At 50.0% G+C, this 21275-nt stretch carries 14 protein-coding genes; 3 read left to right on the top strand and 11 right to left on the bottom strand.

Annotation, left to right across the window (positions count from 1 at the left end; all coding sequences use genetic code 11):
* Positions 1-302 precede the first annotated feature (302 nt).
* On the bottom strand, positions 303-1349 hold the full coding sequence (locus AYI96_RS02605; protein WP_144360949.1) for a DUF3626 domain-containing protein: 1047 nt from the start codon (positions 1347-1349) through the stop codon (positions 303-305).
* 223 nt (positions 1350-1572) lie between these two features.
* Between AYI96_RS02605 and AYI96_RS02600 the strand changes: the two genes are divergently transcribed.
* Together AYI96_RS02600 and dbpA are read left to right on the top strand one after the other, a co-directional pair.
* The gene (locus tag AYI96_RS02600; protein ID WP_039034517.1) at positions 1573-3063 is read left to right on the top strand and encodes a DEAD/DEAH box helicase; all 1491 of its coding nucleotides are present in this window, start codon (positions 1573-1575) and stop codon (positions 3061-3063) included.
* Positions 3064-3203: 140 nt separating this feature from the next.
* On the top strand, positions 3204-4589 hold the full coding sequence (gene dbpA, locus AYI96_RS02595) for an ATP-dependent RNA helicase DbpA (RefSeq protein WP_144360948.1): 1386 nt from the start codon (positions 3204-3206) through the stop codon (positions 4587-4589).
* A gap of 175 nt (positions 4590-4764) precedes the next feature.
* On the opposite strand, the gene AYI96_RS02590 is transcribed toward dbpA, so the two are convergent.
* The 7 genes from AYI96_RS02590 to AYI96_RS02560 form a co-directional block, all read right to left on the bottom strand.
* Entirely contained in the window at positions 4765-5367 is a 603-nt protein-coding gene (locus AYI96_RS02590) for a membrane integrity-associated transporter subunit PqiC (protein ID WP_071475446.1), read from the bottom strand.
* A 1-nt stretch (position 5368) separates the two neighbouring features.
* On the bottom strand, positions 5369-7042 hold the full coding sequence (gene pqiB, locus AYI96_RS02585) for an intermembrane transport protein PqiB (RefSeq protein ID WP_233962944.1): 1674 nt from the start codon (positions 7040-7042) through the stop codon (positions 5369-5371).
* Entirely contained in the window at positions 7035-8342 is a 1308-nt protein-coding gene (locus AYI96_RS02580; protein WP_260852936.1) for a paraquat-inducible protein A, read from the bottom strand. The genes pqiB and AYI96_RS02580 overlap by 8 nt, the downstream gene beginning before the upstream one ends.
* A gap of 105 nt (positions 8343-8447) precedes the next feature.
* Positions 8448-9923, bottom strand: coding sequence for an efflux transporter outer membrane subunit (locus tag AYI96_RS02575; RefSeq protein ID WP_144360947.1), 1476 nt, complete (start codon positions 9921-9923; stop codon positions 8448-8450).
* Positions 9923-13021 (bottom strand): efflux RND transporter permease subunit, encoded by a 3099-nt coding sequence (locus AYI96_RS02570; RefSeq protein ID WP_144360946.1) that lies wholly within the window; start codon positions 13019-13021, stop codon positions 9923-9925. Before AYI96_RS02570 ends, AYI96_RS02575 begins: the two co-directional genes overlap by 1 nt.
* Entirely contained in the window at positions 13018-14127 is a 1110-nt protein-coding gene (locus AYI96_RS02565) for an efflux RND transporter periplasmic adaptor subunit (protein WP_233962940.1), read from the bottom strand. Before AYI96_RS02565 ends, AYI96_RS02570 begins: the two co-directional genes overlap by 4 nt.
* Before the next feature lie 106 nt (positions 14128-14233).
* A complete protein-coding gene (locus AYI96_RS02560; RefSeq protein ID WP_071475444.1) occupies positions 14234-15118 on the bottom strand; it encodes a LysR substrate-binding domain-containing protein in 885 nt (294 codons plus the stop codon).
* Positions 15119-16330: 1212 nt separating this feature from the next.
* On the opposite strand from AYI96_RS02560, the gene AYI96_RS02555 reads away from it, so the two are divergent.
* The gene (locus AYI96_RS02555) at positions 16331-17602 is read left to right on the top strand and encodes a hypothetical protein (protein ID WP_144360945.1); all 1272 of its coding nucleotides are present in this window, start codon (positions 16331-16333) and stop codon (positions 17600-17602) included.
* A 286-nt stretch (positions 17603-17888) separates the two neighbouring features.
* Here AYI96_RS02555 and AYI96_RS02550 read toward each other — a convergent pair whose 3' ends face one another.
* From AYI96_RS02550 to AYI96_RS02540, 3 genes are all read right to left on the bottom strand, one after another.
* The gene (locus tag AYI96_RS02550; RefSeq protein ID WP_144360944.1) at positions 17889-18245 is read right to left on the bottom strand and encodes a hypothetical protein; all 357 of its coding nucleotides are present in this window, start codon (positions 18243-18245) and stop codon (positions 17889-17891) included.
* A gap of 276 nt (positions 18246-18521) precedes the next feature.
* Entirely contained in the window at positions 18522-19994 is a 1473-nt protein-coding gene (locus AYI96_RS02545) for a hypothetical protein (RefSeq protein WP_144360943.1), read from the bottom strand.
* A gap of 62 nt (positions 19995-20056) precedes the next feature.
* A complete protein-coding gene (locus AYI96_RS02540; protein ID WP_144360942.1) occupies positions 20057-21085 on the bottom strand; it encodes a nucleoid-associated protein in 1029 nt (342 codons plus the stop codon).
* Positions 21086-21275 lie beyond the last annotated feature (190 nt).

Below are 21275 nucleotides of genomic sequence, written 5' to 3'. Positions count from 1 at the left end.
GTAATAGCTTGACCTAAGGCGAATCGTTCGGTAGGCAAGCAGTATCGCAGGCATTGCCAAGGGAAGAAACCCGTTGCCCAGGAACTGTTACCGGACTCACAAAATTTGCGCCAGATCAAAAAAACGCACCATAAGCCAAGCAGCTTAACCCCAGGTTAACGCCCTCCCCACAATCTACTTAATGCTAGATCTACTAACGTTAGAGGTTCGCTTCGATGGCGCAGCTACCGCTGTGAGCACACAGTGCATACTCACGGCTAATCCCCGCTCAATTGAGACGACCGACCAGAGATGGAGTGCCCTCAACGACTATGACCAAAACGCACCAGCACATGCCACAGCAACTTGAGCTGCTGCTTGAGCTCGGTTTCATTGCCAAGCATGCGCCACTGCTGCGGATCTTTATGCAGTGCCAGCGCCGCTTCCCCTATCAGACGGGCATCGAGCAGGCCATCCGGTGCCACCAAGGCGGCGAGCTTGGGCATGGCGGCGCCGCGAAAGTCCGGCGGCACCTCATCAACCGGCATTTGATAGCCCTGATGCCAACACAGCTGCAGTCGGTACTTGTCACACAAGCGCTGCATCAAAATCTCCATCTCTGTGCCTTTGAATGCCGGGTCGGCCACCAAATGAGTCAAGTCTTCACCTATCACCAGCTCACCGTGGCACTGAGCCTCAATGTAATGATCCAGGTCACCGCTCATGGGGCGCTCAAACCTGGCTGCCACCCCCAAAGGCAAGGCATCAAGTAGATAATCGACCAAGGCCGCCGGGCGCAACTGACCTACGCCCAATGCCGAACTACGTTCAAAGCACTCGTTGAACAGCGCAGCAAAAATATCTTCAAAGCAGGCCGCAGTGCCTTTTTCCCTGGGCTCACGGCAGGAGTCCAGATAACTGAATGTGCAGCGATGCAACAACGCAGGAGATGACAACAGATAGCAGCTGCCGAAACGGGCCGAGGGGCCGTTTTGATGCATGCCCAGATCCAGGGCGCCGTATTTGGGGCGCCCTCTGGCGCCGCGATAACAGTCACCGAACAGCTGGTTTTCCCAATGATCTCGCGGACCACCAACCTGAGGCGAGAGTTTGCCGTTGGATACCCGGGTTTCAAACTGGGTCTTGTAAATACCATCGGCCAGCATACCGGCCAACACGGGCCAGCCGCGGGAGTCGATTCTATCCGGGTGGAAATGAAAGGCGATACGGCCATGTTGAGCCAGCATATTCAGCCCGAGAGAGAGCCGTGCGGTGTCGATGGCGGACATCGACTGCACATTCTTGATCACGCTCAGGGCATACTCCCTGCGATGCAGGGCCTGCGCCTGTATATGCTCTATTGCCCCCATACACCTCACCGAGTCGAGGCCTGAATTTGGCTCTTGCTTTTCCAAGATAGGTTAAGCGGCTGCTTTGCAACAGTTAAAGTTAAGACAAGCGTAAAATAAAAGGGTTCAAGTTGGCTGCAATTAGCACTTTAGCCGCAAATGCTGTAAGCTTGCCGCCTTCGCCGCAACGCTGTGCATTGCGGCTCCCATATCTCAGCTCCGCGCTGTCAATTGAGAAGATTGCATGAGTTTTGCCTCCCTGGGCCTGTCGGCCCCGATTTTGAACGCTGTCGCCGAACAAGGTTACTCCACTCCATCCCCCATTCAAGCCCAGGCCATTCCCGCAGTATTGCAGGGACGGGATGTGATGGCTGCCGCCCAGACAGGGACAGGCAAAACCGCCGGCTTTACCTTGCCTTTGCTGGAGCGTCTCAATGGTGGTATTCGTCCGCGGGGCAACCATATCCGCGCTTTGGTGCTGACCCCCACCCGTGAGCTGGCCGCTCAGGTGGCCGAAAGCGTCAGTCTCTATGGCAAACATCTGGATCTGCGCAGCTCAGTGGTCTTTGGCGGTGTTTCCATTAACCCACAGATGCAGACCTTGAGAAAAGGGGTCGATATCCTGGTGGCCACACCGGGACGCCTGTTGGATCTGTACCAACAAAATGCCGTCAAGTTCGGCCAGCTGGAAGTGCTGGTGCTGGACGAAGCCGACCGCATGCTGGATATGGGCTTTATTCACGACATCAAAAAAATTCTGGCTTTGCTGCCGGCCAAGCGGCAAAACCTGATGTTCAGTGCCACCTTCTCTGACGACATTCGCCGCCTGGCCAAGGGCTTGGTGCACGATCCCGCCGAGATTTCCGTGGCGCCGGCCAACAGCACCGCCGAGCGGGTGAGCCAGAAGTTGCACCCGGTAGACAAGTCAAAGAAATCGGCGCTGCTGACCTCGCTTATCAAAGAGTACAAGTGGCAACAGGTACTGGTGTTTACCCGCACCAAACACGGCGCCAACCGTCTGGCCAAGCACCTGGATGGCAAAGGAATTGGCGCCGCCGCCATCCACGGCAACAAGAGCCAGGGTGCCAGAACCAAGGCACTGGCCGATTTCAAGAGTGGCAAGGTCAAGGTGTTGGTTGCCACAGATATTGCCGCCCGCGGCCTGGATATAGATCAGTTGCCGCAAGTGGTTAACTTCGATCTGCCCAATGTGGCCGAAGACTATGTGCACCGCATCGGCCGTACCGGCCGCGCCGGTGCCAGTGGTCAGGCAGTGTCTCTGGTAAGTGCGGAAGAATTCAAGCAGCTCAAAGACATAGAGCAGCTGATCGGCAAGACTATCGAGCGTGAAATCGTCAATGGCTTCGAACCTCAGGAAGCCTTGCCGGAATCGCGGCTCAACCCGAACAAGATAGGCCCGAAAAAGCCCAAGAAGCCGAAAAAGCCCAAAGAGGGGCATCAGGATGGCCAGCGTAGCAGCAACCTGGATAAAAGTAGTGGCAGCAAGCCGGCCAATGCTGAAAACCGCCATCGTCGTCCGGCTCAGGGCGCCAAGACCGAAGGTTCAAGTGCCAGACGCAAACCCGCGAACGCCAAGCCTCAGGGCGGTCGCTCCCAAGAGAGTAAGCCGCAAGGCGCCGGCAAGGGCAATAGCGGCTCAGACCAGCAGCGCAACAACCAGGCACAGCAACGCGACTCACAAGCGCGCGGCTCCCGGCAAAGAAATGAGCGCTAAGCTCAATCAAGCCTGAGATTGAAAGCCCACCCGAGTGGGCTTTTTCAATGCCGCAAGATTAGTCTGCCTAAAAACCATCCCCGCCTGTTACAATACCCCTTTACCATTTTTGCTCCATTTGCGAGCCCATAGGACACAGCTTGAGTGATTTACCCTTTTCCAGCCTGCCGTTGAAACCCGCCCTGCTGGCCACCCTGAACGATCTTGGTTTCACCGCCATGACCCAGGTTCAAGCCGCCAGCCTGCCGGCCATTATTGAGGGCCGCGATGTACTGGCTCAGGCGAAAACCGGCTCGGGCAAAACGGCGGCCTTCGGTCTTGGGCTGTTGAATCGACTCAATGTGAAACGTTTTCGGGTGCAGTCCCTGGTGCTCTGCCCCACCCGGGAACTGGCCGATCAGGTGGCCAAGGAACTGCGCCGTTTTGCCCGCGGCATTCACAACATCAAGATCCTGACCCTGTGTGGCGGTGTGCCTGTGGGGCCACAGATAGGCTCGCTGGAACATGGCGCGCACATTATAGTTGGCACACCGGGGCGGGTACTGGACCACCTGCAGAAGGGGCGTCTGGATCTGAGCGAATTGCAGCAACTTGTGTTGGATGAAGCCGACCGTATGCTGGAGATGGGCTTTGCCGATGCACTGGAGCAGATAAGCGCCTATATGCCGGACAAGCGCCAAAGTTTGCTGTTCAGCGCCACCTTCCCGGAACCGATTGCCGAATTGGCCCGCGCCATGATGGATAAGCCGCTCAGCATCAAGTTGGAGCAGCAACATGATCAACTCAGCATAGCGCAGCAGTTTATCGAAGTGACAGACACCGCCTCCAGGTTGCAAGCTGTGAAAGCATTGCTACTGGCCCACAGGCCTGAGAGTGCCGTGATATTTTGCAATACCAAAAGAGAAACCCAGGAGCTGGCCGACAACCTGGAGCAGCAGGGCTTCAGCGTGCGGGCACTCCATGGCGATCTGGATCAGCGTGAGCGCGATCAGGCGCTGGTGCAGTTTGCCCTCAAGAGCGTGGTGGTGTTGGTAGCCACAGATGTTGCCGCCAGGGGCCTGGATATCGAAGCCCTGGATCTGGTGATCAACTATCAACTGGCGTTCGATCCCGAAGTGCATGTGCACAGGGTCGGTCGTACCGGCCGCGCCGGTGCCTCGGGCCAGGCCGTCAGCCTGGTAGGCCCCAAAGATGGCATGCGAATGGCGCTGCTGGAGGATATCTTTGGCCCGCAAACCATGAGTGAACTGCCAAAGCCCGGCAGTTTTTCCTCTGCGCCGATAAGAGCGGCCATGCGCTGCATCCGCATTGAAGGCGGCAAGAAGCATAAGCTGCGCCCGGGGGATATTCTTGGAGCCATCACAGCCGACAACCGCCTGACCGGCGCCGATGTGGGCAAAATACAAATTCAGGATATCTGGTCTTATGTAGCGGTGCGCAGCGAGTGCGCCAATACTGCGGTCAAATTACTGAGTGAGCGCAAGCTCAAAGGCAAGTCATTCCGCGCCTGGGCGATGAAACCTTAAACCGAAACCCTCAATACCGCCAAAGGCGGTGGTTTAAGGATGATAAAAATGCCTGCATCAATTGCAGGCATTTTTATGCTTATCCACATAGCTGCCGCCAGCCAAATAGCGTTAGGCAAAAACCATCAGCAAGCCTCTGGCATTTGTCAGCAAGTTGGCCGCGTTCAACGGTATTTTAGCGCGTGGAGGCCAAACTCTGTTCGCTAGTGAGATTCAGGCTCGCAATCCCGGCATTAATATCCCGCGCCAGCTTTTCAAGCCCCTGGGAGAGGCTCTCGACCAGCGCCGGGTATCCGTCTGAAGCCAGGGGCACGTCATAATGAAAGTCGGCCTGCAGTACTTGTTCACCGGAAGAGTTACTGATGCGCCAATCGCCCCCAATCAAAGCATCGCCGCTGTATCGTCCGTGAAACTCGTTGAAACCTAAAGTCAGGGTTAATGGCTGCTGCGCCGGTATATTGACCGAGGCCTCACGCGGGCATTCATGGGCCAATAAAGACGCCATCTTGACCTTTATCTGCTCACTGATATCGCCGGCCCACAGATGCTGACGGGCGATAGCCAATTCATGGTTTGAGACCTGATAAACCAAACCATTACCCGCCAGAAAGTCAGCCATTTCCACCCCGGCGAGGCGCCATTGGCACTGGCGTAGAGGGGGTGTTGCTCTCGCTTCAGAAGTTGCCTGCGGCGCTTTACCCAAGAAGTAAGTGGTTACCTGGGGTTGGCTGGAGCAGCCGGCCAATACCAGCAGTAGAGAAAACAGGATAATTCGCATATCAATCGGCCTTTTTCGGTGTCGGATCGGCGGCAGTATCTGCCCCCATGATCAAGAGGTTGGGTTTTTCATTCAGTTGCCGTGACAAGGGCTGCAACTCCCGCATCACAGCCTTGAGCTGTTTCAGGCTGGATTGCAATTCGGCGTACATGGCCGAGTCCTGGCCATAATCCTGCGCCATCCCTTGAAATTCCCGCAGCGTGTTTTGCAGTTCACCCGGTAAGGCCTGCATCTCCTGTTGCTTAAGCAACTGCTCCAATTTTTGCCCCACCTTGTCCCATTGCGCCAAAGCGGCACTGGTGTTTTCCAGGGTATGGTTGACCCCCTGGAAAGTGCTCTCCAGTGGTAAGTTATTTAATTTGCTGATCAGTTGCCCCACCTGCTTTTGTATTTCGGCCACTCCGGCACGCTTGGTAGGAAACAGTGGATACTCCATAAAAGTCCCGGCCTGGTATGGCTCGGCATCCGGATACAGATCCAAGTCGATGAACAGCGCACCGGTTAACAGACTCCCTGTCTTGAGGCTCGCTCTCAGGCCCGCCCCCAAGTCTCTTTCTATTTCTGAGCGCAGCTGCTCAAGCCCCGTCGACTCGGCGTTTTCAAATACTCGTGCCAGCTCAATTCTGACCAATACAGGAATGGTGCCATTGCTGAGTCCTGCACCATGGACACCATATTGCTGCAACGTCAGCGGTGCCTTGACCACTTTACCTATGGTAATACCGCGGAATTCGACGCTGGCGCCTTCATGCAGCCCCCGCACCGACTCATCAAACAACATGACATATTCCAAATACTGGCTGTAAAGGCTCTGACTGGCCAGCTCTTGCGAATCATAGAGAGGGAAATTATCCTCACCATCCTCAACCTTTTCCCCGGCCAAACGCCCCTCAGGCAAGCCAAAGCTGACGCCTCCTCTGAGCAATGACTCCAATGAACCCACCTGCAGATCCAGCCCCTTGGCAGACAGCTGCATATTCAACCCCGAAGCCAGCCAAAATTGGCTGTTGCTGCGCACCAATTCATCATAGGGTTTATTGATAAACAGCTGGTAAAACGCCTGGCGTTTATCGGTATCAAAGCCGGTGCTTTCCACTCTGCCAACTGTGAAGCCTTCGTAGAGTACAGGGTCGCCGACGCCAAGCTTGCCCGCCTGACGGCTATTAAGCACTACTCTAATGCCCTGTTCATCGGCCGAGGCCACCGGAGGGTTCTCCAGTACATTGAACTCATAATTGGCAACGGCAGATCTTCCCGGCTCCAACTCTATGTAGGCACCGGACAACAAGGTATCCAGCCCTGTGATCCCCTCTTTGCCTATTCTGGGCTTCACCACCCAGAAGCGGGCGTCTGTGGTCAGCATTCTCTCGGCGTCCGGCGACACTCTTGCCGTCGCAATAATCGCGCTGTAATCATCACTCAATTTAATGCTCTCAATCACACCAACATTGACATTACGTGACTTGAGAAAGGTTTTACCCACCTCAATGCCTTCGGCAGTCTTGAGGTGTAGCTTGATCTCACTACCGAGTTGATCGAAGTAGTCATAAAGCATCCAGCAACCGATCACCAGTGCAACTATAGGTATCAACCAAACGGCCGACACCTTGGTGGCTGGGGACTCTTCGGCCCGGACATATTCGTCATTTAACATAGATTCACTCATATTATTCATGGGTAGACTTTTTAAGCCCTGACTGACTCCAAAGCACCCTGGAATCAAAACTAATGGCAGACAGCATGGTCAAAATCACCACCATGGCGAAGGAGAGTGCCGCGGGTCCCGGCTTGATGGCCATAAGCTCATCCAACTGAACCAGAGCGGTCAACAAAGCCACCACAAAGATATCTATCATGGACCAGCGGCCAATGAATTCGGTTACCCAGTACAGCGACTGATTGCGACTCTCTTTGCCCTTTACCCGCCCTTTGCCCGCCTGGTGAAACAGATAAGCCAGAGACAGGATCTTGGCGGTAGGGATCACTATGCTGGCCAGAAAAATCACCGAAGCCACAGGATAGGAACCCAGATGCCAAAGCAAGACCACACCGCTGATTATGGTCGAGGCCTCGGTCTGCCCAACGCTGGTGGTATACATGATGGGATAGAAGTTGGCCGGTATATAAAACACCACGGCGGCCAGCAAAAAAGCCCAGGCGGTTTGCATACTTTGCAGCGGAATATAGGGCTGAACCCCGGCGCCGCAGCGGCAGCAGTTTTTACTCGACACCAGATTTAATTGACCGCAGATATGGCAGGAATCATGGTTATGATTCAGATGACTGTCGCCGCTATGAACCTTGGCAATCTCTTCTCTGGGTGACAAGCGATCCCAGATCCACGAGCTGTCGATGACGGAGACAAACTTCACCAATAGCATGCTGTAGAGGCAAAAAGCCCAGAAAGATGGCCCGAAACCGACATCTGCCAAGGCGATGATCTTCACCATGGCCACCAAGATCCCTACCAGAAACACATCGGCCATCAACCAGGATTCAAACTTGAAAATAAGCTTGCTGCCCACTCGGGCCCAACCTAAAGATACAGCTCTCCCCAGGCTCGCCAGATAACCCAGGCGATAGATGCACATGGCAAAAAGGATATAGATCAGCGGTAAGATCACCACGCACAGTAAGATCACCAACGCCAATATGCTGTTGCTGGCGTAATGCATGCTGACCAAGGCGCCCCAGAGGCTGACCTTTTGCGACAAGCCCTGGACACTGAAAGACAGAAAGGGAAACCCCAGGCTCAAGGCCAACAGGATAAGGGTTGCCAAACCGTAGGCCCAAACCTGCTGAAACGGTGCCTTCAAGGCTGACTGTAAGCCGTGATGACAGCGAGGACAGCTCACCTTGTTGCCGGGTTTGGGCTCGCTAAAAGCACTCACCAAACCGCACTCTTCACAGGCCTGCAACTGGGTATTTTGCCCTTGGCGGCCAGCATCTTCCGGCGGGGTATTTAACGGCTTCACAATAACTCCTGTGATTCTCAGTATGACCAGACTCAGCGGTTCACTCAGGAAAAAGCGGGTGCAGGGATAGACTCACACAAAGTCCCTGCACCTAAGATCAACGCCTTATTGTTGCGACTGGGTTTGCTCCAAGCTCCAGTCGCCCCCGAGCGCCTTATACAGAGTGACAACAGTAGAGGCGGTATTGAGCCTGGCCACCACTTCGGCATCCTGAATGTTGTTTTTGACGTTCTGGGCATTCAACACACTCAAGTGGTTCTCAAGCCCGGCTCGATACAGGGAGGTGGCCTTGGTCACCGCCGTCTCGGCCTGAGTCTCAGCTTTGACTATATGCTTATGATATTCTTGACTATTGCCGTAGAGTCTCAGTACAGTTTCCACCTCATTGATGGCGTTATTGACCGTCTGTTGGTAACTCATCACAGCGGTCTTGAAGCCACTCTCCTGGATATCAACCATGGCTTGAGTCCGACCGGCATCGAAGATATTCCAGTTGAACCCTGCCGCCAGCGCCCAAGTGGTGGAACCAGAGGAGAAGAGATCGTCAAAGTGATCTGCCGATATCCCCGGGGCGCCGGTCAGATAAAAGCTGGGGTACTTGGCGGCAATGGCAGCCCCCAACTCCCGGTTCTTGGCGGCAATTTCCCGCTCGGCCAAGGCGATATCCAAACGCCGGGTCAACAATTCAGAAGGCACCCCGGTCGGGATCAACTGCTGCATCTGCGGCAATGCGGCATCAGTCAAACGCGCCTGGGTTTGGTTGATATTCTCCCCAAGCAGCAACGCCAACCGATGCAGATGCGCCTGCTTGGCCGAGTCCAGCATGGGCAGCATCGCCTTGGTCGTCGCCAGCGCCGCCTTGGCATTGGCTACATCCAGGCTGGAGCCATAACCATGGCGCTCCAGCGATTCCACCAGTGCCAGCACCTCTGTCTGCTCCTTGATATTCTTGGCCGCGATCAGCATCCGCTCCTCGGCGCCGCGATATTGCAGATAGTTATCTATGACTTCGGCCGTCATCAGGGTGGTGAGGTTGGCTTTCAGTATTTTTGCCTGCTCAACCCGAATTTCGGCGGCCCGGCTCAGGCTATCTATACGACCAAACAGATCGGCCTCCCAGGCTATCGTCGCCCCGAGAAAGCTGCTATTGGGGTCTCGGTCCATCAGTTTGACGCTGCCGCCACCGAGGGAGTCGGGCAGGTCGACGCCGGAAACGGCGCCCCCCATCATGGGATCGTTCTCGCTGATCCGCAGATCCATATACCCACCGCCCAGAGAAACCGAAGGCAACTTCAAAGATGACACTGCTGTTTCGTAGGCCTGAGCCGAACGGATCCGCTCGGCGGCGATTTTCAGGTTGATGTTTTGCTGCTGCGCCGCGGCTACCAAGGCATCCAATTGCGGATCATTGAACTGCCGCCACCACTCTTGATAGTCAAGGGCCTGAGCCGCCACGCCTTGGGTATCGGCATTGAAATACAGCTCACTGACCTTCACGCTCGGCAACTGATAATCAGGTGCCATGCTGCAACCACTGACCAGGGTTACACCGACAATGGCAGCCAAAATATGCTTCTTCATTACTTCACCTCTTTGGCTGTCAATACAGGCTGTGATGGGGCTGCCAACTCAATTTGTTCGGCTTCTCTTTGTTCATCCCTGTGATAAAACAGGCGATAAAGGGCCGGCATTACAAACAGTGACAGCACGGATGCGGCGGTGAGACCGCCAATAATGGTGGCCGCCATCTGATCAAACAGGCGATCGGTAAGCAGAGGGATCATCCCCAGCGCCGTAGTCAACGCCGCCATTGAGATCGCCATGGTTCGATTCAAGGTCGCGGCCTTGATCGCCTCGGCGATGCCCGAACCGTTACGACGCTCAAGCTCTATCTGATCCATCAGGACAATGCCGTTTTTGATGATCATGCCCGAGAGGCAGATCATGCCGACTATCGCCATAAAGCCGAAGGGTTTATCCAGCAACAACAAGCTCCAGACAATGCCGATGGAGGCCAGTGGCAAGGTGATCATGATGATCAAAGGCTGGCGGAAGGCATTGAACATGGCGACCAGAATGATCAGCATCAGCAAGGTGGCCTTGGGGTTTTGTTCCAGCAAGTCATCAATAGAGCGCTGCTCGTCATAGTATTCACCACCCCACTCCATCTTATAACCGGCCGGCAAGGCAATGGCTTCAATCTCGGCGGCAATCTGCTGACGAACATTGGATGCGGTGTCGCCGCTAACTCCGGCCTGAACCGTAATAGCCGGCAGCCGGTTGCGACGCCAGATCATGCTTTCTTCACCCTTGATCTCTATGCTCTCAACCACTTGCCCCATAGGCACGCTGTGAGTGCCCAGTAAAGAGCGCACCGGAATATTCTCAAAATGCTCCAAAGTCGCGTTGGCGCTGCGCAGCTTAATAGGAATAAGGTCATCCCCATGCCTCATGGTGCCCACCTGGCTGCCTTCGGTCACCCGATTGATGGCATTGGCAATATCGGTTCGGGTCACGCCGGCGAGGCGCGCCGCATGCAGGTCCACCATAGGCGTCATCACCTTGCTTTCCTGGCGCCAATCGTCGCGAACATATTTGAGATTGGGGTGTGAGACCATCACAGCCTTTGCCTCATCGGCCAGGCGATGCAGCACCTCGGGATCCGGGCCAATAAAGCGCGCTTCAATCGAATACTTATCCTTGGTCGCCAGCTTGAGATCCCTGAATCTCGGCTCGGCATAGGGGAATTGCGCCTTTAACCAAGCATCACCACGACTGACCAGGGGCTCAATATCCTCATAGTTGCGAGTGTTGATCAGTATCTGACCATAGCTGGAGTCCAGCGGCTCGGGTTCAACTGTCACCGAAAAACGCGGTGCACTCTCGCCGACCGAGCTGGAGATACTTTCCACCTCTGGCTGCTGCAATAACCAGGCTTCGACCTTGCGCATATCGGCAGAGGTCTGCTCTATGCGGCCACCGTTGGGCAACCAGTAATCCAAAAACACTATCGCCCGGTCCGATGACGGCATGAAGTTCACCTTCAGCAGCGGTGCGGCCAACAGGGTGCCGACCAGTAAAGGGACAACATACAGTAAGGTTTTCTTGGGGTTTTCCACTACCCAATCAACTGCATTTTCATACATCAGCCAATAACGAGAAGGGGCTTTCGCCTTGTCTTCATCAACGGCCGTGCCGAGGAAGAACCAGCACATCAGCGGCGTGACTATCATGGCGATTACCCAGGAAAGCAGCAGTGAACTGCACAGCACCTGGACGATGGACAAGGAGAACTCGGCCGAGTCGGTTTGTGACAGCAATACCGGCGCCGTACCCATAGCGGCAATCACAGTCGCCGCCAGCAGCGGAACCGCCATCTCCTTGATGCTATCGATAACCGCCTGGGTACGCTCTATCCCTTGTTTAATCTTGGCCTGGAACAGATCCACTATCACAATGGCGTTATCCACCAGCATCCCCAAGGCCAAAATAAAGGAACCCAAGGAGACCCGCTGCAGATCCACATTGGTCAAATTCATATAAACCAGGGTAAAGAGAATTGTCAGCAACAAACTGGCACCGACAATCGAAGCACTGCGCCAGCCCATGAAGATCAGCAGCACAACCACAACTATCACAATACTTTCAATAAGATTACTGATGAAGTTATTGACCGACTTCTGCACCTCTTCCGGCTGATAAGCGATAACCCCGATACCGGCACCCGCAGGCAATTCGGCCTGATAATCTGCCAGCACCTGTTTAAGGGTGTCGCCTATGCTAACCACATTGATACCGTTAACCGGGCTCACAGCCAGAGTAACCGCTTGTTGGCCATTAAAACGGCTTAAAGTAGTGGCAGGATCCTGATAGTCCATCGTGATATCGGCGATATCGCCCAAGCGGATCACCGCCGAGTTCAAACCATTGATCCCGGTTTGAATACTGACGTTACGAATATCATCCACAGTTTGGAAACTGCCGCCCTGCTCTACCCGCAGGTTTTCAATCCCAAGATCAAAGTCACCGGCGGTCACTGGCATATTCTGGCTCTGCAACTGATCGATCAGTTGCAGCATGGTCAGGCCGGTTTCGCTCAGACGTTCTTCCGAGATGCGGATATTGACCACCTGCTCGTGAATGCCGTGCAGTTGCACTTTTTTCACGCCATCAACTGCCTTGATCCGCCGCTGTAATTCCCTGGCGTGGTCTTTCATCTCCGCCATGTTCATGTTGTCGCCATAGACCGCAAACAACATGCCGTAGACTTCGGAAAACTCATCCTGGACTATGCTGATCTGCGCCTGCATCGGCAGCTCCAGCTTCACATCTTCCACTTTGCGGCGCAGCAAATCCCACTGCTGCGGCAGTTCGTCAGAGTTCACCTTCTCTTTGAGATCAACAAAGATCATCGAGCTACCGGGACGGGACAGTGAGCGCAGTTTCCACAGCGACTCCATCTCCTCCAACTTAGTCTCGACCTTGTCAGTCACCAACTGTTCCACTTCCTTGGCATCGGCTCCTGGATAGAGAGTCACGATAACCGCGCTTTTAACCGTAAATGAAGGGTCTTCCAACTTCCCCAGATCAAAATAGGAGTAGATCCCGGCGATCATGCCAAGAATCGTGAAAAAAATGACAAAGGTTTTTTGTCTCAGTGCAAAGGTAGACAGATTCATGACTTAACCTGCGCCTCGCCCAATACCTCCACCTTGTGTCCATTTTCCACAAAGGCACCACCGGCCAAAATGATACGTTCACCTTGCTGGAGATCGCCGGAAACACAGATAGAGTCGTCGGTTTGACTCATGGCTTTAACCGCTACCGCCTTGGCATGCTCATTCACCACCCGATTAACATACAGCTGACTCTTTTGACTGGATACCGCCATCGCCGGAATACAAAACACCGGCGCTTGGCTGGCGTAAGGTAAGTTCACCGCCACATTGACCGCCTTTCCGGCGACCAACTCCTTGGGTGCTTGTTTCAGGGCAAAGGTCACTTCATAGGTGCGTTTGAGCCTATCGGGGACACTGGCAATCTGGGTGATCTCAGCCGCAACCGAACCTTCAGCATTGAACCAGGAGACTTCACCGTTTGCGCCCTGGCGTAGATTCCAAATTTGACTTTCAGAGACATCGACCACGGCATTAAGCGTGGTGGGTTGATGTATGGTGACTATCTGAGTGCCAACATCCACCAGCTCATATCGGTCGACAAAGCGCTTACCTATGACGCCGTCATAGGGAGCTTTGAGAGAGGTATAAGCCAGAGAGTCCTGGGCCTTTTTCAAAGATTGCTTCAACAGTTCAACACCCGCCTTGGCGCGGGCTTCGGCGCTGATAGCCCGATCCAGTTTGACCCCGGCTATCGCCTTATCATTAATAGCGGCGCGAACCCGCTTAAGTTCAATGGCTGCCAAACGATGTGCAGCCTCGGCCTCGCTGAGTCTGGCCTCAAGCTCCATCACACTGACCCGGAAGTCATGGGGATCCAGACGAGCGATGACTTGGCCCTTTTTAACCTGACTGCCTTCATCAGCCAAGATCTGCTCCAGTGTGCCCGGCACCCTAAAAGACAGCTCAGCCGTTTTGTCTGATTCCAGAATGCCACTGAACTGATGCACTCTATCACTGACCGGAGCCGGAAGCTCCATCACCTGAACCAGTGGAAGCGCGGTCGAGGCCGCCTGTGGCTGCTCACTGTTGCCACAACCCCACAGCATGAATACCACGCTGCTGCATAGCAGGCTTAACTTAAGCCCGGTCGGTTTTACTCTTGTCACTGCAATTTCCTAACTACTTGAATCAATTGCGGCACAGAGTAATGCCGAGCCATATTTAAAACAATAACATATATTTACACATCAATGTCATGAAATTCGTGACAATCTACAGATCCAACTTACGTGCTTCTTCAATAATACTGTCAATCAATAACCTGGCCGCATGGGTCATCCCCTTGCGGCTGGGATAAACCAACCAAACGTCATCAACATAAACTTCACACTCGGGCAATACTTCCTGCAACTCGCCCGATTTAACGTGTTCTGCAGCGCTCAGTTCAGCCAACAAACTGATACCTGCACCATTCATAACAGCATGTTTTACGTAGGAACTATTGTTGGAAATCAGCCGGCTATGGGTGCGGTACTCGCCCTGATTAAAAATCCATTTATCTTCCAGCTCACCGTTAGCCAGACGGTGAATGATCAAGGCGTGATTATCCAGATCATCTATCGATGTGGGCATGCCATGCTCCGCGATATAATCCGGGCTGGCATAGAGTTTTCGCAATCCTCTCATCAAAGGGCGGGCCACAAAGGAGCTGTCTTTCATCTCACCGATATGAACACAGGCATCCAGACCATAGGTCAAAATATCGTGGTATCCCAAGTTACTGACATGAGTTTCCAAAGTGATTAAAGGATAGGTTCGAAGGAATTCCTGCAACAGGTTGTGGGCGACAATATCGGCATCGCCAATTAAACCCAGTTTGACCGAGCCCGTTGGCATATTCCTTTGGTTCTTTATCGACTCATTTAACGACTCTAATCTGGGAATAATCTCCAGCAACTGCTGATAGTAGATTTCTCCGGTTGGCGTCAGAGTCAGCTTACGTGTGGTTCTGGTAAAGAGTTTGCTACCTAAGTCAGCCTCCAACTCACCAATACGGCGGCTGACATAGGCTCTTGGAACACCTATGGAACTGGCGGCTGCGGCAAAGCTGCCTAGATCCACAACCGATAAAAATAATCTGAGGTCGTCAATTTTCACTGTTTTCTTCTCATGCCAAACATAAGTTACACACTATGCCTCTAAGGAGACCAAGATGACAAATGTGGAATATCAACAGCTCAGATAACGCATGAGCATGGCTCCGCACTGCCTGTCACAATCCCACCGTCCTTTACTCATTGTAAGTCATTAACTCATAAAAAGGTGTTATTGAAGCCCTATCAAGCTCTACAGTTACAAAATAATTCAGTATAAATTCAAAAAACAACAATTGAACCTCAACGTTCTCACAAATCACAAACCGATAACCATACTTACATTATAAAAAATACACTTGTAAATAATATCGACCTATAAAAACTGGACGCGACAACGCCTCAGCTTGCTATTGGATTCTCATTAAACTACATTCAACACATAACAGATTAACATTTAATAAACTCGGCCACACCCTGACTGATTCAGCCTTATACATCCAACATTGAAAGCCTCAACCTTGGCTCTATAAACAATAATATATTCCAACACAATAAACACTTAACCTAAATATTACCCAGGGATTCATTCAGAAAAGAAGCCCCCTGAAACATTCATATCTTTCACATTCTGCAATCAAGAAATCAAAGTTACGGGGATATAAGTCGCTTAACGGAATTTATTTAATTATTGTTTTTCGTCCAAATTAAATCTGGTTCAGCTTTCACTTTTTTTAAGCTCGAAATTGGTAACAATCTCAACATCCGATGGAACGACATTTTCCATATAAAGCAATAACCCTCCATTAAAAACATCTATTGTCCAATTACTAGTTATAGCAGAGCGTATTCAAACTCGTAGTAGTGCTGAACATTTTTAATACCTATAACCATGTTACCTTTCAGGCAATTCTCCCAAGCCAGAATCAGGCATCACTTCAATGATTAGCTTGTCGCGAATTCAACACCTATGTTGATACACCTGAACACCACATTATATAAACGGCGGCTGAAAGCACAATTTCCGCCAATTACAGTCTATCCGAGGCATCAGTGAGGTATGTTTAACATAAGATGATGTCCCCCCCTTACTTTCTACAATCACCCGACGCCTTGCTCCCCATTAACTGATGACAAGGCAGGACAATTCGCGATAGCATAAATAAATGAAAACCATCATTCACTAAGCAACTAATTTTAATTGCAAATATGGTTTTTTAACGAAAACATGATGGGGAAAAGCCTCACTACAAACTACGCGCAACAAGGACTTTGCATGAAACAAAGATTGGTATTTCTTGGCCTGGCCCTGGGTGGCCTAACCCTCAACGCCAACGCTCAGCAGTGCGATCTCAGCATAACAGGTACTGTGCCCGAAGGGATTAGCCTGGATAAGTTGATCGTTTCCACCTATGACAAGGAGCTGCCGGTCACCAGCAGGGACTACTCCCTGTGCGCCAGTAAGCAAGATCTCCAAGTCGTCGGCCGCCATAGCCCCAACAACACCATCTACCTGATGGATAAGAGTGGTGCCATCCCCAGAGGCATCTATACCGCCGAGGTGTTTGTCCAGAGCAAGGCGATCACCCTGGGCCCGGCTTCCAGTTTGACCAAGCAAGTCTGTAACCTGCGCTGCGGCTACTATGCCAGCCAAAGGGTGCAGAACTCCAAAGAGTTGCAACAACTGGCGGCCGAATACCAACTGCTGTCCGCCACTGATGGCAAGGCGATTGGCGCCTTCCTTAGCCAAAACCAAGCCAAATTAGATCGAATCTACTATGGCGATATCCACCCTAAGCCATCAGCCCCAATAAGCACAGGCGATCTCTGGGTCGATCCCTACAGCGGCGCGGGACTCTACTTCGATGCCCCCGAAACCATACTCAACAGCACCTTTAGAGATTATGTGAGCTCCGAAGCCAGAGCGGCGCGCCAGCAGGATAAGGCTGTCGCCGAAGCGATGAAGCAGCATAAAGCTTCACTACAAGGCTTAATGAAGGGTTTCAACAGTTGGCAAGAGCGGGTGGAGGCCGTCAACAGAGTCAGCGCTGAGCTAAAGGCCAGCCAGGATCCGGCGGCGATAAAGGTGGCGCAAATATTCGAGCGCGGCCTTGAAGAAGCCGAGGCGACTCTTAAAAGTTACCTTACCAACGACAACAAGACCCCAATCGCATCTCTGACCCAGGCCAACAAGACCTTCGAACTCTTGTTGGCCGACTGGACCAACGCCGCCTATATCCACAGCAAGGACAAACAGGCCTTCGCAGCCCTGTTCAGTGAGCAGTTTAAGCAGCAACTGCCGATACAAGATCGCGAGTTGGACAAGGCGCTGAGCCGCCTTATCGATCTGCCAAATCATCTGGGGAAGTTGTCTATCGAGGATGGTTATCAGAACATTCAGCTGGAGTTTAACAATCTCCTGCCAGACTCGAACCAACGCTATGACTTTAAGGATGCCCTGCACAGCGTTAGCTTCGTGTATGAGAAGGGCGCCTGGCGACTCGACAGCGTCAGCCAGCTACCCATCCGTCACTATGATAAGGGCTAGACTAAAGGCTAGATATAAAATGGGAATCAAGGGGGCGAGTTTGAATCAACACCTCAGCCCCTTGATTCCCACTCTTTCAACAACTCTGGCATCTTGAATTTGTTCACTCTTAACACGTTATTTTTATCAAAATATAATAAACCAAGCCAAAGCAACAATTTATAAATCATAGCAAGCCATCATATTATCTAATCTCTTTATCATAAGTTTTCATCAATTTGGCCAAGGGAGTCATATCAATGTCATGGTCTTAAATTCGGGGGAAAGGTCAGTTCATTATTACTTGTTAGGGTAAAAAGTTAAGATCACGCCTAATCCACCTTGCTTGGTATCTTGCAGCATGCCCACCAGTTTCTAAATATATGACAAATGTAGCCATACACGAATCACAACGATATACATCACTACCGTTGTAAGGGTAATGCGACAAACTCACAGGAGCCATATCTGAAAATGGATTACTACCATTTTTGCTGTAAGTCTGATAACCGAGAAAAGTCATTGGTTCTATTTTACCCATAAAATGAAGTTTGTTTTCCAGGCCATCAGAGTTAGTCAAATGAAGCTTGGATTCCTTTCCGCACTCAGAACAAGAATTAGATTCTTGTTCTGCTACAACATTGAGTAATTCATCGATATTCATAAAGCCCTCAGAACAGAAAATAAAATGGGAAAAGAAAATGCAAGCTGAAAAGATCGAGTCAAAAATGAGGAAATATATGGTCCTCGGCTCCGCAACTAAGGTTGGCTCTTACTTAATTTGTTACATGCTAGTAAACCGCGATGCCTCACCAGTTTCTTAGCTTTATCGGCTTCAAACTAAACAAAATCTAGGGTAATCCTCCCCTTTTTAACCGCAGTTAAAAGTAGAATTTAAGCGACCATCCACGCTGGGTGCCCACTTTCCCTATTTTTACTTTTAATCAACGAAACAACTTGCGAGTGCCAAAATAGTTATCGAGACTGAGAGTACAGCTCCCCACGCCCAGGTGTACATACTTCTTCTTTCTGTTATAAAAAGGTAACTTTTCTCAAAATATACATCATTTTCGAGTAGATTCTCCATATCCTCTCGAGTTAATACCGATTCATACGTCTTTTTAAATTGCTCATACATTTCTCTGAAGCGCACTTGCTCCTGCTTAGACTCATACCATGCTAATCCAAATAAGCCCGAGAATACAGCAAGGGCAAACATTATCATTGAAACAAAAAGTGGAGATCCAATGAATGTAAATAACTCAGTATATGTTTTTAGCTCACTACCTTTAGTAAATATCCGAAACAGTATTGTTGATATCGCAAAAGTCGTAACACCAAGAACGCCTGTTTTGATTGAGTTTGCTATTTTTTCTGCTACTTCACTTGCCTTTTGAGAAGTAATTTGAACCTGTTCAGCTACTTTTTTCGTTGTCTCGATATAACTCTTCACATCGTCTTTCTGAGACAAGATAAAACTAGAATATGCAGAAGTTAAAACTGGTGGACTAACACTCAACAAATCATCAACATGTAAAGGAATAATATTTCGCGCCACACCAAGCTTATCGACCGTATTACCCTCATAAATCCATTGATACAACTCCCACAAAGCATTCGCATCTATGTGTTTTAATGCTTCAAAGTCGTAGGTTCCAGAGATATCTTTTAGTCCCTTCAAGCGGTACTCTATACCTTGCTCAGTAATGATCGCAAAGTTGCTTAAAAAGCTAATCAAATAAGCATTATTTAAGGCATTAAAAAGAAGACATATTGAAGTAAACTCACCTCCTAATGCTTCTGTGAGCTTGAAATGATCAGGTAGCAAAAACCACTCTGATGCATTTGCAAAATGACCAAGAGAACCTCTAAGCCGATGAATTTCACCTGCTCTATAATGGTTAAAATGAGGCTCAAATAGCTCAATATTAAATTCATCTTTTGGAATAAAGTAAAAATAGTCTGTATGCAATGAACGACTATAATCTCCAATAAAAGCTACCCCATTAACCCCTTTTCTCCAGTAACGCTCAGAAAAAGAACGATGGAGCTGAGCTAAAGTCAGGCTATTCAGATACGATGAGAGTGCATCTAATGAATAAACATTGTCTACCAGTACACCATCTTTTGATTCAAGCAATTGCTTTGAGATAGATAAAGACACAGATACATGTTCATCTCCCTCTAAACCGCTTATTTCTCGACGTAAGTCTTCAAGTTTTTCATGGGTTTTCGGGATAGATGTATTATTCGAAAACTCTATCGACTCGCCAACATCATAGAATATTTTTAGGGTAAACTTGTCTTGATGTTTTCGGTGTGAGTCAAGAAATTGAGACAATGACTCAACATCGCTCTCAACTAAGCTATCCAACTTACTTGATGCAGAGAAATACATGAGAGATTCAGTCATACTCTCCCACGTATCTATTGGCTTTTGCCAAATTCTGCTCACACTATCTAACATTATACCTCTCAATCCTCACTTTTTTTGAAGTATTCGAAACCTTCATCAGAGAAAACAACGATACCTTTTCGCCCGTTTTCCTTATAAGGCAGAATCGTTTCATCTAGGTTTTCGATACCATCTTTCAAACTTAATTCAATCTTGTCCGTCAACCCGATAGATGTTGTACGCTTTTTCGCTTTTACATCTTCCATATCTATCTGAAAGTGTGGGTCAAATGCCTGCTTACCGGTCTTCTTATTAGGTAAATCCCTTAAGCTATTGGCAAATTCTTTAGCAAGAAAGTTCTTATCCAAAGGTTTGTGATAATCAAATACTGTCTCAACTAATTCAGTGTAAACAACCGTTTTGCCTTCATTGTTTCTTAGATAAGTAATCAGATGATTACGAAGAGCCAAGTGATCAGCCTTAAACCCATCACGCTTAACTTTTCTAAGTGCAATGTCGATAGCGTTAAACGCATTTGCTGTATTTACATTATCAGATCTTACTGGATATACATCCAGGAATTTTACCCAGAATGCGTTAGTTCTTGATACAAGTAAGCTAGTAGGAGATCCTTTTTCAAATCTCATTAAAGCAGTATTCAGCGCTTTTTTTTCAGTAGGCAAACCGTATTGATGTTCAAAATCGATAACATTCGCAAACTCTTCTTGTTCCATCTTAACAAGGACTAGTAAATCGACATTTGCATTCGGTTTACAGTGGATAATCAGTAAGCTACCAGGTGTAACCTTCTTATTTAAGTGATCAATACTCCTTTGAGATGCTTGCTGTTCTACCAATAGCTCAGCAGAAAACTTGTCACACATTACAGTCCAATGAGGCAAATGTTCTCGATAGGTTAGAAACTCTTTCTCAACAAGTGAGTCAGTATTAAAAATGAACTCTTGAGCGTTACTAGTGTTCTGAGTATGTTTAACTGCTTCTTTCGCAAAATCTTTAAAGTTTTGCTTAGAACTAGCATTTTCTATAAATTCGGAATAGGTTCCTTTCTGTATATCAATATGGTAGCAAGTGGTATTAATATACTGCATCAATAGATTCCTTTTACTTTTTTAGTAAATTTATTTTTTAAAATGTAAAAATCAACTGTTTTCATAGAAAAACAAGCCACCCACTATAGAACAATAACTTAATCTTCTTTCTGTTTGCGTTCAAGCACCACTAGGTAATTTAAGCACTAAATCAGCCCATGAGCATACAATGAGTATGTGATTGGGTGAG

This window comes from Shewanella sp. MSW, assembly GCF_007636515.1.
GTDB classification, from domain to species: Bacteria; Pseudomonadota; Gammaproteobacteria; order Enterobacterales; family Shewanellaceae; genus Shewanella; species Shewanella indica.
The sequence above is the reverse complement of the archived record's forward strand: the minus strand, read 5'-3'. Positions and strand labels throughout refer to the sequence as shown.